This is a genomic window from Paenibacillus caui (assembly GCF_019904135.1).
GTDB lineage: Bacteria > Bacillota > Bacilli > Paenibacillales > Paenibacillaceae > Fontibacillus > Fontibacillus caui.
On record NZ_JAIOGQ010000008.1, the window covers coordinates 133,829 to 147,417 of the forward strand.

Genomic DNA, 13,589 nt, shown 5'->3' on the forward strand with positions numbered 1-13,589 from the left:
AAGAAAAAAGCCTGCAATTACAAGGAACACCCCACCCCTTTCAACGGTGAACCCCCAGCATACGATAGATCTCTTTCTCCAGCTCATCGGGCGGATTATATTTCTGCATGCAGCGGTTGAATGCCGATAATTCTTCTTTCCTGTTATCCTGCAAAATATCTCTAAGACTTTTTATAGCTTGATTCGAACGGATCTTGGTTGTTCTTATTCCAATGTTGTGATATTCGATTCGTGCTGCATAATCAAACTGATCGTAGTCATGAGGAATGACTAAACAGGGCTTCAAATATTGAATACAGTTATAAGTGATGCCGCATCCGCCATGATGAATGACAGCATCAAACTGATCTAAATATTGGCTGTAGGGTACATATTCAAAAGCAACCACGTTATGATCGCGGTAAACCCACTCGCTGCTCCTATGATGAGGTCTGCCATACGAAACTACAAAGAGCACCTCAGGAAAACGGGCAGCTAGAAATTGAACGTCATTTACCAATTTTTGTTTGGCCCACTCCAAATGCGTTCCTAAACTGACCAGAACCGATTGATTGTATTCATGAAAAGGCATTTTTAAATCTATAGAAGGTTCAGGCGAACAGCAGCATGCTCCAATAAAGCGGAATGAACTTGGCCAATCTCTCTCAAATTCGAACTCTTCGATCCCTAAACCTAATATAGACTGTGATGAGTAGGCTCGTTCAGTCCCATCTTCTCTATATATTCTGTAGTTTAAATGTTCCAGCTCATCTCTGCACAAAAACTGAACGGCTTGTTTGAAGGCGTGAACCATCCTTCGGCCAACCGCATTCCTTATTTTATGTGACCAAGACTTCCCATACCGGAGTCCGCCTAAATAACTTGGTGTACCCATTCGAGTTTCAATCGCAAAGGGAGTTGGGATGGTTGTGATCCATGGGATGCTCATTTCTTCACACACCATTCCTGCCGGTACGGCCACAAAATCAGCGACTACAAGATCGGTATGATTGTCCTTTAACAGAACCTCGAGTTCTTGCTTTAAAGTCGGGATGAGGGCTAAATTCTCTTTTAGCTGTTTCAGCAATAGAAAGAAATTACTTTTTACAGGTTTATCGGTATTTGAAATATTCTCCATCGCATCAGGTTGTCCGGGCAGTATAGGTACAGCTTCAAAGCCTAAGCTTTTTAATAAATCAATCTTTTGAGTCCCCGTAATAAATCTGATATCAAAATTTTTGTTTTGAAGCGGCAGCGCCAGTTCAATTAATGGATTTAAATGCCCGCTATAAGGAGGAGCGATAAAGTCGATTTTAATGTTCATTGTCCAAAACACCGCCTAATGCATCAATCAGCTCTTGACACCCGCAATATTCGAAATGATTGCAAGATACCCAGTAGTCAACAGGCTGCCGGTCAAAACATTGGGAAACCCAGTCCTTATATCCCTTAAAAACAACCAGTTTAAATCGATCCTCACGAAACCTTCCAATGGTTACCGGTCCAAGCGCAATGACGGTAATCTTCAGCTCTTGATAGAGCGTCATAAAAGGAAGCGCTGCTTTAAGCATATGTAATCCGGAGCTTTGACAGATGACAACAATCTCCCGGTTACCATCGAAAATCGGCTGCAGATGCTTCGCTATAAGCTGCTTGTAGCTTTTATTAAAGGTGGAATAAACAAACTGAATCATATTTCTGTAAGATGCCAGGATCATGTTCGCTCGTTTGCAGCCTAAGCAGATTCTTTTGCTCCAAAGAGAGTTCAGAATGCTTCAGATCGCTTTGTCCGCTTAAAAGAAACGCTATCCTCTTCTGATGAACAAATAAAGAATCCTTTACATCAAGGGTTTGTAATAATTTAATATAGGTCTTCATCTTTAAAACCTCATTCCGTCCTTATCCATATGAATCGTCATGTTGCGCCATTGAATCGTTCGCGGAGATACCAAGGCATGGACATAGTGAATGATTTGCAAATAATCAGCTAATAGTTCAAACCATACTACTGAAAATGTTTCCTCATTTTTTAATAATCGCTTTCTGACTCGACTGGTCATATAGGATTTTATGAAATGAATGCCTAAAAATGATAGAAAAAACTTTGCACCCAGCAGCAATGATGTGACCAGCATCAAGCCGGGTAATAAGGAAGGAATGATGACGATGAGCATGGTATAAAAAGATATATTTTGTTTTAAAAATTGATTGGCGAAAACCATCCATCTCTTCATTAATTTCTTATAGTGCTTGAAATCTTTGATCGTTGTCATGACTTTGCAAGGCATGACGCTTTGTATCAATGGAATTTGGTGCTGCCTAAACAGCTTGGCCATCTCGTAGTCATCGCAAAGTTTATCTTCTACGTTTTTAAATGCATCCAGTTCGTTTAAAAGTTTACTCTTTGTGATGTAGAACATCCCATTAATGGTCTTTGGCTCTGCTACAAATGCCATCGAAAGATAGCTAAACAGGGAGTTGGAGTTAACGAATGCAGTCACTAAATGGGAATAAAGCCCTCCCATACTATGGTAATAAGGGATTCCGGTAATTAAACCGTTTTTTTGCTCCAGAAGATTTACGGCTTGCTGCAAATGTTTGGATTGGATCACCGTGTCATCGTCGAGCACAACCGTATATTTTTTCAAAAAAGGCCTTGCATGTTCCAGCTTATACATTTTTGGATTTAAACCTTGGGGAACATCATCCAAATGCAGCACTTTAATTCTGCTTCGATCCTTCAGATGGCGTTCTAATATATGTTCAGTAATTCTCTGTGCTTCCACGTCACGCTTATCAATCAGCCAAATAAAGTTAACACTTACTGAGTTTTGCAAGTTTTCAATTAGATTTTGCTCCAAAGACGGATCGCCGGATAAAATCGGCTGGACAACTGAAATGTTGTCTTCACCTTCGTCAGAACTGAAGCGATCCTCGTGCCACTTCCTCCAGTACCGCAACGCAAACGTTATTTTCACACCATGCAAAACGATAAAAGCAATAAAGCCCACATAGAAGAGTTCCTTCATTACCTCGATCTCCTTCAAAAAATGCTATCTATTCCAATAAAAATTTTCTTTGGACTCTTCTTAATTTCTTACCACTGCTTTGCTCACTGATTTCTCCCATAAATACCATGTTCGGGACGATACAATTCATGGATGTGAATAAACGAGTTAAATTGGAAATTAATGCGGCCACGATCGATTCATTTTTACAATGATCCCCAAAGTTTAAATAGAGTTCGATAACATCCGGCGATGTTTGATCCACTTGGTACTCTTTAATTTGATTAGAAGTCATCATGACTTCCCTTCTTATAAAATCAGGGAAAATTTCGATGAATTGATCATCCGTTTTGGATCTGAGATAGAAAATATCGTCGGTTCTGCCTTCAATTGAATGAATCGCTGTAAAGCACGAACCGCAAGGACATGGATCTTTTCTTTCCGTTAAAATATCATTTAATCTATAGCGGATAATGGGCTGCGATGTTCTTGTGAAATCAGTGATAATAGGCATAAACCTGCCGGATTCCATGTCGATATACTCTTTTTGAATACTAATAATATCTTCATTCAAATGCAGTGTCCCATACTTGCATGTGGTTGCTAAAAAGCCCTCCGTTGCTTGATACACTTGATGCACGGTTTGCTTGAATTGTTCCTGAATAAACCGTTCGTCGATCGGCTCCAATACTTCAGCGACAGAAATCACTTTTTTGCAATGAATAAATAACTGTCCTTGTTGGATCTTGTGAGCTAATTTGGTTAAAATGGAAGGCGGGGCTGCCAGTATGGTGGGCTGATAGGAATTAAGCTCTTCTACATGTTTTTCTACAGGGTATAATATATCGTAAAACTTAAACTGAATTCTCTTGGAGTGGACAGTTTCGTATAAATTGCTATTGGCCCTTAAAAAGAAAGCTACCCTTTCTTGAGCGAAAAGGCCGTCCGGCAGCACCTTGGCTAAGATCGCTCCTGCCCAAACAGCCCGTTCTTTCGAGTTTACTAAAAATAAACCACGATTGCCGGAGGTTCCCGAAGACAAACCTATGGTAACATCACCAAGCTGAGGCGAAAAATCCCGGCTCTTCTCTGCTTCAAAAGCGATCTTAAAAGCCTCTTCCTTCTTAATGCCATATAGATTTAGCTGATCAAAATGATCCATCATGATTTGCTTGTTGATTGTAGGCAATTGCTGCCAATCCTCAATATTCAATCCTTTATAGAAAGAACTATAAAATCTGGATTTTGGAATGATGTTCTTTAGAAATCGCTTTATTCTTCTGCTTTGCCATTGCTCAAATCGGTCTCTGTTTTTAAAGTGATACAAATATTTGTATTTCATGTAACTTGTCAGCAGCAATCCTAAGTTATCCATATTTTCTCCCCGAAAGCCTCCATACAATGAGAAGGAATGATTTGAAGTTCCGGTCTGCGCAAATAAAGCTTGTTCAATTTCCCCAAAGTTTCTATATACTCTTTTCGCTGATCTATAATCATATACGCGATTGGATTTGGAGGTCTGAACTGTCTATAGGCATCACTCCTCCATGCTGCATCAGCCACAAAAAAATACTCATGGTGATCTCGATCTGTAACCAACGCTCCAATTTGTCCTATGGCGTGCCCAGGTAATTTGACAAGAATAATACTTTTGTCTCCAAACAAATCATACCCTGTTTCAAACGGAGCTGCTGCTTCAGAAATATCCATTTTCATTGTGTCGGTCAATGGCATGGCTCTTTCTTCAAAATTTTCAGGCAACAAGCCGCGAAGAAAGCCTGACCTTAAAGCGCTAATCCCCCTCTTGTCCTTAACTGCATCATAGGAATCGCTGTTAAATACAAATTGGGCAGACTTAAAATCTTTAAGACCACCAATATGATCGGCATGGAAATGCGAAATAATGACGTAGTTGATACTGCTGGCGTGAATACCTTCCGATTCCAGGATTTCCTTAGCGCTTATTCCGTCTTCCAAAACTACAGGCGTCAACTTGGAATAAATGTTAAAGGGGAACCTCTCCGTTTCCGAAAAAAATCTCTTCGTATACCCCGTATCAAAAAGTATGCTGCCATATTTATCGTGTTCTAAAAGCGCAAATAATGCTGGAAATTTCGCTTTTCTGAATTGACCATGTTTAATGACCATGCATTCCGGGTGGATGCAGTAACCGGCGTAAAAGATTTGTACTTTATTTATCATGGCTGGCCTCGCTCCACCACCTGGCAAATTGCTCGATCCCTTGTTCAATGCTTATTCTCGGTTGATATCCTAATTCTTCCTGCGCTGCTTTGATACTGAGCGTTTGACTTTTAGCGAGTACCCCTACGGAATACTTTGTTAAAATGGGTTCTTTCCCAAACAGAATTGTTTTGGACATCAACTCCATCATGGATGCAACTCTATAAGCGGTGTCAAAAGAGATCATCCTGGGGCGGAAATCCAAATTCAGCTGGCGAAATACTCGTTCGATTAAATCAATAAAATACATCGGTTCACCATTGGTGATATTATACATTTTACCTAGTGTACTATTGTCCGAGTCTTTGCATCGTATAAGCGAATCCACGACATTGTCTACATACGTAACATCTACTAACGCTTTGCCCTTATTGATGATGGGGACTCCAAACTTGCTGTTTGCCCGGATCAATCTCGGAATGATACTTGTATCGCCAGGTCCGAACAGCCCCCTCGGCCTGATCCCGATAACAGGCAACCCCGCTTTATATGCAGCATCACATAGTTGTTCTGCCATCAATTTCGTTTTGGCGTAATGATTAATAGGCCGTATGGGTAAAGGATCGGATTCCGCTATATTCCATTTATCTTTCATATCAAAATATATGCTGGGAGTTGAAACGTGAATGAGCCTTTTAATGCCGGCTTTTTTACTGCCTTCAATCACATTATGCGTTCCCCCAACATTGATGTCATAGAAGTCTTTGTATTTTCCCCAAGGCGACGAGAGCGCCCCGCAATGAAAAACGTAGTCCTTATCTCTACATAAACGAAACACTTGTTCCGTATCTCTTAAATCACATCTGACAAAATGAATGTTGTCATTCGCCAGTTTATGACCAGCGGCTTCATTCCTTCCAATGGCCGTAACCTGATAACCTAACTCATTCAGCTTTAAAGCCAGCCTGCTGCCAAGAAACCCGGTTCCTCCAGTAACCAATACGTTCATATCTCATCACCTATCTTGAAAATAATTGTTATCCAAGGCAAATTAATATTCAAGGATCATGGCTCCGAGAGACAGCCCTGCAGATGTGCCAAACAGCAGAATTTTATCGCCTCTGGTCACTTTTTCTTGTTCAATGGCTTTATGGAGAGCCATAGGTATGGATGCAGCGATAACATTGCCATGATTCTCTATGATATTCATAAACTTGTCCTCATCGATTCCCAGGCGCTTTCTCATCAGATTCATGGCCGCTTGACTGGCTTGATGCGGAATGACCATGTCCATTTCTTCCATCGACATGCCGCACGGTTCAAATAATCTTGCAAAGAAACTTTGAACTAACTCGCTAGCCATTTTAAAAATAGCTCTGCCGTTCATATCAAACAGAAATTCGCCCTTTGTTGATTCGGTATGCTTTCTTGGGTGAACCTTGGTTCCACCCCCGCGGATTTCAGACAAATGGGCTCCTTTGCTGTAAGTCTCTAATCTTGATGACAGTATTCTACTATTTTCGGTTGATTGGCTTCTTCCAACAACAAAAGCGGCTGCTCCATCTCCAAACAGAATGCTGCTCTCTTGCTGCTGCCAATCCAGTCCAACCGATGAAATATCGCTGGAAACCAGCAGGATATGGCTATACCTTCCAGCTTCGATCAGATAGGATGCCACATCAAGCGCTGCCAGAAAGCTAAGACAGGTTGAGTTCATATCAAAGCAAGGTACACCTGAGCTGCCTAAGCCCAGTTCTTGTTGGATCAAAACGGCATTGCAAGGAATAGGCTGCTCCATGGTGCCGCTGGCGCCGATGATGCAATCGATATCATTTGGGCTTAACCCTGCATGTTCTAAAGCTCGGTTCGCCGCCATCGCCCCCATGAATGAAGCCGTTTCGTCTTCGACGAAATGCCTGATTTTCACTCCGGATTTTCTTTCAGACCATCCTTCCGGAACCCCTATTCTATGATCGATCTCGGCAGACGTCACGATTCTTTTCGGCAAATATGTACCCGACCCTAAAATTTTCGTGTATCTATGCTGCATTTGAATTCCTCCACTATCCGTTATTAACCCTCATATATCGGTACAATATCGTTAAAATGGTTTCTCTCGGGATTAACCCGTAAATCCATTTAAGAAGTTTATTTCGTACGCCGGGAATACAGATTCGCTTCTTTTTTTCGAATGCGTAAATGGCTTCTCTTACAACCCTTTCAGGCTGCATCATAAGCGGGATGTTTCTGGCCTTTTTCTTAAGCTCATTCATTTTCTCTATATCAAAAAACTCGGTATAGGCAGGTCCGGGGCATAAGGCCATAACGTGGACATGATCCTTCTGAAGTTCCTTAGAGACAGCTTCCGTAAAGCTTAGGACAAATGCCTTGGTAGCAGCATAGACATTAAAGTTAGGCATAGAAATAAATGACGCCGTAGAGGCTATATTGATGATACCTCCATCTCTTCTCTTTGCCATTTCAAGCCCATAAGCTTTTGTAAAATAATGCAATGCCTTTACATTGACATCAATCATTTCCTGCTCGGTTTCCAGCGGAATTTGATGTAAATCTCCTATGATGCCAAAACCGACGGAATTAATGACAAGCAATCAGCACTAACGAAAAGCCCATTTTGGCGAGTTCGTAAGCAAATATTTTTCCGAAACCGGAAGATGCACCTGTAATTAATGCCCGCTTGTCCATTATACCACTAGTCCCCTCCGAACTATGTTTATTTCGATATTTTCCTGAATAAGCTGTTCAAGTTCTTCTATAAATGGGTTTGGTTACCTTGTTACACTGAAAAAAATAAACCCATTATATCTCTTTATCGAGTTACAATGGGTAACCTGGATTAATGGTTGTACTCGATCAGCAAATTTCTTCTTAGCGGGTCGTCTTCCGCCGTACGCTTCCTGTACGAGAAAGAAATTACAAGAACAAAAAAACCACTCCTTTTGAGGGGAGTGACCTTAAGTGTTTATTCATTAATAGCTTCTTCAATCTCAGTTTTAATTACTCCTAAGTCGATACATTCTTTATGTCTTCGTTCTACTAGCTGCATACGTCCTGCTGATAAAATGTTTTTCTTCTCAATTAGCAGTTTTTTACCGATAGAAGTGACTTGTGCCATATTTATATAACTTTCTTCTCCAGTAATCTCGGCTGGAAGATGGACAAAGAGTGCATGTTTATCTTGAACTAGTAGCTTATACCATTCTTGATCTCGATGATGATCTTTAATCGAAACAATTTTGGCAACTAAGATGTCTGGATAGTATTTATCCTTACAAAGACTATCGGCAGTTAAAATAACAACTTTTCTTCTCTTTAAAGGGATAACTGCTTTATGAATTGAATACACTGTTCTATCATCAATAACAGAAGTAATAAATCCTTCAGTTACACTACCTTCATTATGTACAAAAAAATCAAGTGGTCTGTCGGGTACAAAGGGAACCCACGCTTCAAATATATACTGTTTACTGATTTCAGACCACTGGTCGTAATCTGAGTATTTCAATCCTTCCAATTGAAAACCCCCGTCTATTTAATCGTCATCTCTCATAGCTTCCATGCTTTCACGCTTATCTTTTTCGCTCATTTTGTGAAAAGGAACAGCCTTATATGGATCCGATTTTTTTTTCTGAGTTTTTATCTTAGAAGGAGAACTGCCTACCAAGTAAAGTTTTGGAACGGTAGCATTCATCTTTTTTCCTCCTTTTTTCTTAGCCATTTTAACTCATCCTCCTATCAAATATTTGATAGGTTATTCTATGAGTCAAAATGGAATAATAGACTAAGAAAAAGGTCAATTATTCCCCACTATTTCCCAACCTTTTTCTACTAATAGATTATCATGTTCACTTACCACATACAATATTATGAAAAAGAAAAAGACGACTACAATCGTCGTCATCAAGAAGAGATAAGCAGGTCAACTGTTTGATGAATAAGGCACACCTTCCGATCCTTTCTACGGCTTCAGCGTCTCCCCTCCAGATTGATACACCGCTTGGCCGTGCCGTTTGTTTCTCAGCTTTCTCACAGCCCAGTATACCGTTACAATAGCAAACGGATAACCAATCGCCCATCCCACGAATGGGAAAACAATGGCCGTTGAGATGAAAGATACCAGGCTGATGGCCACACCCCAAAAGCTGCCTTTTAACAGCCGAATTCCCGCCGCACAGCCGCCAAGGTAGGTCAAAATAAAGGTTGCATTGGGAAACTGTATAAGCGTAGTCAGGGACATCGCGCCGCTTCCGTACAAAGACAGCACAACTATAAAGCAAAAGACGAGAAAGACGATTCCGCCAATAGGCGTTTGATAACGTTTGGACAACAGCCCCATCCATTTGGGGGCCTCGCCCTGCCTGGACAAGGCATACGCAAGCCGGGAAGCCGCGCCCACATAGGCGATAATGGTAGCTGTACAAATAAAAATGCCTGTCATTCCTGCAACTAGCGCTCCAAAGCGTCCCAGAAGCCGGCTGATGACCCACACAAGCGATGCGTCCGATCCAGCCTTGATGTAGCTTTGCGTACCCACCGTGGCCAGCGCCGTCAGAAAATACAACACTCCCACTATAACGGCGGCGACCCTGATTCCTTTGATGGCTGCGCGCTGCGGATCGGTGAATTCCTCGGATAAATGGGATACCGCCTCCCAGCCGATAAAGCACCAGAACAATATAGCTGCCGCCTGCCCGATGCTTACCCATCCATGGGGAGCAAACGGCGTGAAATGAGAGACCTTCATATTGGGCCAAGAGGCTGCAATCGCCATCAGAAGTACGACGGTAATGGCGAGAACGACAGCAATCTGCAGCCTGCCCGCCAATTTCATTCCGATCACGTTGGTCAGCAGCCCGGCCGCCAGTATGATGATGGTTATGGCCAACCGAGCCCCTTCACCCCAGCCCATGGCTGCCGTCATGTAACCGGCCCCGGTTATAGCGGCTACCGGAGCTCCGATAGGTACCGACATTAGAAAAAACCAGCCGACGAGCGCCCCGGCTCTCCGACCGAACGTCAGCGTTACAAAATGGGAGACGCCCCCGGCATTCGGAAATTTAGCCGACAGCATGCCCATCGTTAGCGCCATAGGCAGTACAAGCAGGGTCATAAATCCCCATGCCAGCAGTGAAGCCGGGCCGGCCATTTCAGCCGCCAAGCCGGGAACAATCAGTATCCCCGACCCCAGCACGGCGCCGATATACAGGGCGATGGCCTGCGGCATCCCGATTGTTTTTGGAATCTGATTCGAATTTGCCATGATTCATGATCACACTTTCCTTGTTGTATTTTTGATTATCGTATCAGATAATGGGTTCATCGGAAAAACAGAAAATTCAAATCGTATCCATTCGAAATATCGATGATAGGGAGGTTGCCATGGAGTCTCGCCATCTGCATACTTTTTTGACCGTAGTGGAAACGGGCAGCTTCACGCGGGCGGCCCTTAAGCTTGACTATGCCCAGTCCAGCATTACCGCGCAAATTCAAGCCCTGGAAACCGAATTGGAAGCTCCGCTTTTTGATCGGATTGGCAAAAAAATCATACTGACCGACGCAGGCCGGCGTCTGCTGCCGTTCGCTCAGGAAATCTCCAAAATGCACACCCTCGCAAAGGACGCACTTCGTTCTGAGGAGGAAATAGCCGGTACTTTGGTCATCGGTGCGCCCGAATCCCTCGCCGCTTTTCGCCTGCCGGGAATCATTCGGGAATACCGGAAACGTTACCCTAAAGTAAAAATTATTTTAAAGCCGGGCCTATGCTGGGAACTTTCCGGTTTGCTCCATTCTGGCGAACTCGATCTCGCCTTTCTGATGCAGCCTGAAACCGAGGATAAAGATCTGCACAAGGAAATCCTGATCGACGAGAAGATGGCATTGGTTGCCCCTGTAGATCACCCTCTCGCCTCCCTTGAAGTCGTGGAGCCCTTCCACTTGAAGGATGAAACGATCCTAAATACCGAGCCGGGCTGTACCTACCGGACTTTATTTGAACGGCATCTGAACAGCCACGGCGTATTTCCGGAATTCAATCTCGAATTTTGGAGCATCGAGGCCATCAAGCAGTGCGTCATGGCTGGACTTGGTATTTCCCTGCTCCCGCTGGTTACCGTGCAAAATGAGCTTCGTGACGGCAAACTGGCCAAGCTCGCCTGGGATGACACCCCGCAGCGGATTGCCACCCAGATCGCTTATCACGCGAAGAAATGGAAATCCCCGGCTTTAGACGAATTTCTGCTCATCACCCGGCGACACGCCGTAAAATGGCGACAAGAAGATTCGCTATAACACCTTCGCCTCGATTTCCGCAACGATTTCATCGGTTGGCGATACTTGTCCGAACTCTCTTGTTGTTTTGGTCGGCTCTGCTGATCCTGTCCTCCCTTTACGTAACTCTTGCAGAGATGTCTGCAGGGAGCCGCCGCAGCGACATTCTCCCCTGTCGCTCTAACCTATGTCGCCGAAGTAATTCCGCCTGCCAAAAGGGCCGGCATAGGCCCGCTCATTGCGGCGCATTTGGTAAGAACGGGGCTTGCGGCCCTGCCTTTCCAGGTATTTGCCGGAATATTTTAACCCCTTCTTATTGTCTCGATTTTCTTTCCCAATATTATTTTAAGTTTTCTTCTATGATACTATGGTTCGTAAGATTAAATCATTAAACAGAGGAGCTTAATATTGCATAGGTCAAAATATTCAAATTGGTTGAAAGAATTAGCGAAAGAATATAGTGATTGTCAAAAAGAATTAACAGCGATTGGAAATGAAACCCGTCAATCTATTATTATTGCGCTGATTGAAGGTGAATGTGACTGTGAGAAAGGGATTAGGGTTGGAGAAATTACCAAAAAGACTAACTTATCTCGTCCAGCAGTTTCCCACCATCTAAAGGTGCTAAAAGATGCAAATTTAATTGGAGTTACTCGAGAAGGAACAAAGAATTATTATTATGTAGATATTACAAAGAGTGATATTTTAAAACTTACCAGACTTTTCAATAATATAGAATCATTTATAACTAAGTTTCAGGATAAGTCTGAAAGATAAAAGCATTACAGTTACAGTATTTGGAGGAACAGAATGAATATGAAAAATTTCAAAAAAATAATAAGAATTTTAAGAAATATCGGAGTAATTATTATAATATTACTTATAATAGCACTTTTTTTCCCTACATGGACTCCGGATATAAAAGGTGATAACAGTATAAGTACATTAGAACAAGTAGAGATAAATGGAAGTAATCTTGAAATTATGATACGTGGCAATGATAAGGATAATCCTGTTATTATTGTTGTACATGGAGGACCTGGAACTCCAGAAATACCGTATGTCGACAAATACCAAGACTTGTTGGAAACTAAGTTTACGGTTGTTCATTACGACCAAAGAGCAAGTGGAAAATCATATCATTTTTTTGAGGACTATTCCAAGCTTTCAACAGATTTATTGGTAGAGGACTTATTAGCCATGACAGATTATATATCAAAACGTCTTGGTAAAGAAAAGGTCATACTGATGGGTCATTCTTTTGGTACGTATATTGCAATGCAAGCTGCCTATCAAGCCCCTGAAAAATATGAAGCCTATATTGGGATCGGGCAGATGAGTGATACAAGAGAAAGTGAGATTGAAAGTTTGAATTACTGTATTGATCAGGCTCAAAAGGCTGGCAATACGGATGATGTTGTATATTTACAAGGATTAACTGAACAGATCAAAAATGGCGATACGGTTACCCCGCGAAATTATGTTATGAAATATGGCGGGTCTGCAAGACTCATTGATAACCCCGATGGTGATAACATAGGTGTTTTATTAAGCAGTGAGTATAACTTACTAGATTTAATTCGTTATAACTATGGGATGGCATATTCTCAAAAGATGTTGTTAAATGATATATTGGAAAATCCATTACCAAATATCGTAACAAAACTTAAAATCCCTTTCTATTTTGTCATGGGTAAATATGACTATGATACATCCTACAATGCAGCAAAAAAATATTTTGATATGATTGAAGCCGATCAAAAAGAATTTATTACTTTTGAGAAATCAGCTCATTATCCACAATTTGAAGAAAAGAATAAATTTTATGAATGGATGTCCGATACTTTTATAAAATGAGCATTTTGCATAATTCCGTGATTGAGAATTAGACAGCAGAATCTAAGGAGTAGTTGGTGGTGTATTTTCGTCTCAGGTGACTTCGGACATAAAAAAGGGCAGACCTGCAGAATTTCTGTTCGTTCAAAAATTTAAGCAGCGACTTTAGCTGACTGACGTGCCATCGCCAGTGCAGAGGCCAACAGTACAATTGCGTTCAGATATTGGTGAGTGGTCACCTTCCGAATTCCCCAGACATGCATGGTCTCTGCGGTCAAATATGTTTTCATCCGGGAA

The 13,589-nt window shown here is 42.0% G+C and carries 15 protein-coding genes and 1 pseudogene; 3 read left to right on the forward strand and 13 right to left on the reverse strand.

The features are described 5' to 3' along the window. Positions 1–40: 40 nt before the first annotated feature. The 12 genes from K7397_RS07035 to K7397_RS07090 all read right to left on the reverse strand — a co-directional run bounded on the left by K7397_RS07035 (position 41) and on the right by K7397_RS07090 (position 10,449). A complete protein-coding gene (locus K7397_RS07035; RefSeq protein WP_223067232.1) occupies positions 41–1,303 on the reverse strand; it encodes a glycosyltransferase in 1,263 nt (420 codons plus the stop codon). Then, positions 1,293–1,697: a hypothetical protein gene (locus K7397_RS07040; protein WP_223067233.1), complete on the reverse strand. Its 405-nt coding sequence runs from the start codon at positions 1,695–1,697 to the stop codon at positions 1,293–1,295. The genes K7397_RS07035 and K7397_RS07040 overlap by 11 nt, the downstream gene beginning before the upstream one ends. A 162-nt stretch (positions 1,698–1,859) precedes the next feature. Next, positions 1,860–3,008, reverse strand: coding sequence for a glycosyltransferase (locus tag K7397_RS07045; RefSeq protein ID WP_223067234.1), 1,149 nt, complete (start codon positions 3,006–3,008; stop codon positions 1,860–1,862). Positions 3,009–3,036: 28 nt separating this feature from the next. Further along, the gene (locus K7397_RS07050; RefSeq protein WP_223067235.1) at positions 3,037–4,362 is read right to left on the reverse strand and encodes a F390 synthetase-related protein; all 1,326 of its coding nucleotides are present in this window, start codon (positions 4,360–4,362) and stop codon (positions 3,037–3,039) included. Next, positions 4,350–5,189, reverse strand: a complete 840-nt coding sequence (locus K7397_RS07055; RefSeq protein ID WP_223067236.1) for an MBL fold metallo-hydrolase — start codon at positions 5,187–5,189, stop codon at positions 4,350–4,352. The genes K7397_RS07050 and K7397_RS07055 overlap by 13 nt, the downstream gene beginning before the upstream one ends. Beyond that, entirely contained in the window at positions 5,179–6,177 is a 999-nt protein-coding gene (locus K7397_RS07060) for an NAD-dependent epimerase/dehydratase family protein (protein WP_223067237.1), read from the reverse strand. The genes K7397_RS07055 and K7397_RS07060 overlap by 11 nt, the downstream gene beginning before the upstream one ends. Before the next feature lie 42 nt (positions 6,178–6,219). Continuing rightward, a complete protein-coding gene (locus K7397_RS07065; RefSeq protein WP_223067238.1) occupies positions 6,220–7,218 on the reverse strand; it encodes a beta-ketoacyl-ACP synthase III in 999 nt (332 codons plus the stop codon). 13 nt (positions 7,219–7,231) lie between these two features. Then, entirely contained in the window at positions 7,232–7,780 is a 549-nt protein-coding gene (locus K7397_RS07070) for an SDR family NAD(P)-dependent oxidoreductase (RefSeq protein WP_223067239.1), read from the reverse strand. After that, entirely contained in the window at positions 7,767–7,874 is a 108-nt protein-coding gene (locus K7397_RS07075) for an SDR family NAD(P)-dependent oxidoreductase (protein ID WP_223067240.1), read from the reverse strand. The genes K7397_RS07070 and K7397_RS07075 overlap by 14 nt, the downstream gene beginning before the upstream one ends. Positions 7,875–8,151: 277 nt before the next feature. Next, positions 8,152–8,703, reverse strand: coding sequence for a PemK-like protein (locus K7397_RS07080; protein ID WP_237690735.1), 552 nt, complete (start codon positions 8,701–8,703; stop codon positions 8,152–8,154). Positions 8,704–8,721: 18 nt separating this feature from the next. Next, complete coding sequence (locus K7397_RS07085; RefSeq protein ID WP_223067241.1) at positions 8,722–8,907, reverse strand: hypothetical protein; 186 nt, start codon at positions 8,905–8,907, stop codon at positions 8,722–8,724. 240 nt (positions 8,908–9,147) lie between these two features. Next, positions 9,148–10,449 (reverse strand): amino acid permease, encoded by a 1,302-nt coding sequence (locus tag K7397_RS07090; RefSeq protein WP_223067242.1) that lies wholly within the window; start codon positions 10,447–10,449, stop codon positions 9,148–9,150. A gap of 119 nt (positions 10,450–10,568) precedes the next feature. On the opposite strand from K7397_RS07090, the gene K7397_RS07095 reads away from it, so the two are divergent. The 3 genes from K7397_RS07095 to K7397_RS07105 all read left to right on the forward strand — a co-directional run bounded on the left by K7397_RS07095 (position 10,569) and on the right by K7397_RS07105 (position 13,313). Then, the gene (locus tag K7397_RS07095) at positions 10,569–11,477 is read left to right on the forward strand and encodes a LysR family transcriptional regulator (RefSeq protein ID WP_223067243.1); all 909 of its coding nucleotides are present in this window, start codon (positions 10,569–10,571) and stop codon (positions 11,475–11,477) included. A 387-nt stretch (positions 11,478–11,864) separates the two neighbouring features. Next, entirely contained in the window at positions 11,865–12,233 is a 369-nt protein-coding gene (locus tag K7397_RS07100; RefSeq protein ID WP_223067244.1) for an ArsR/SmtB family transcription factor, read from the forward strand. Positions 12,234–12,272: 39 nt separating this feature from the next. Then, complete coding sequence (locus K7397_RS07105) at positions 12,273–13,313, forward strand: alpha/beta hydrolase (protein ID WP_223067259.1); 1,041 nt, start codon at positions 12,273–12,275, stop codon at positions 13,311–13,313. Positions 13,314–13,444: 131 nt separating this feature from the next. On the opposite strand, the pseudogene K7397_RS22155 reads toward K7397_RS07105, so the two are convergent. Continuing rightward, positions 13,445–13,589, reverse strand: a pseudogene (locus tag K7397_RS22155) (transposase); the annotation flags it as partial.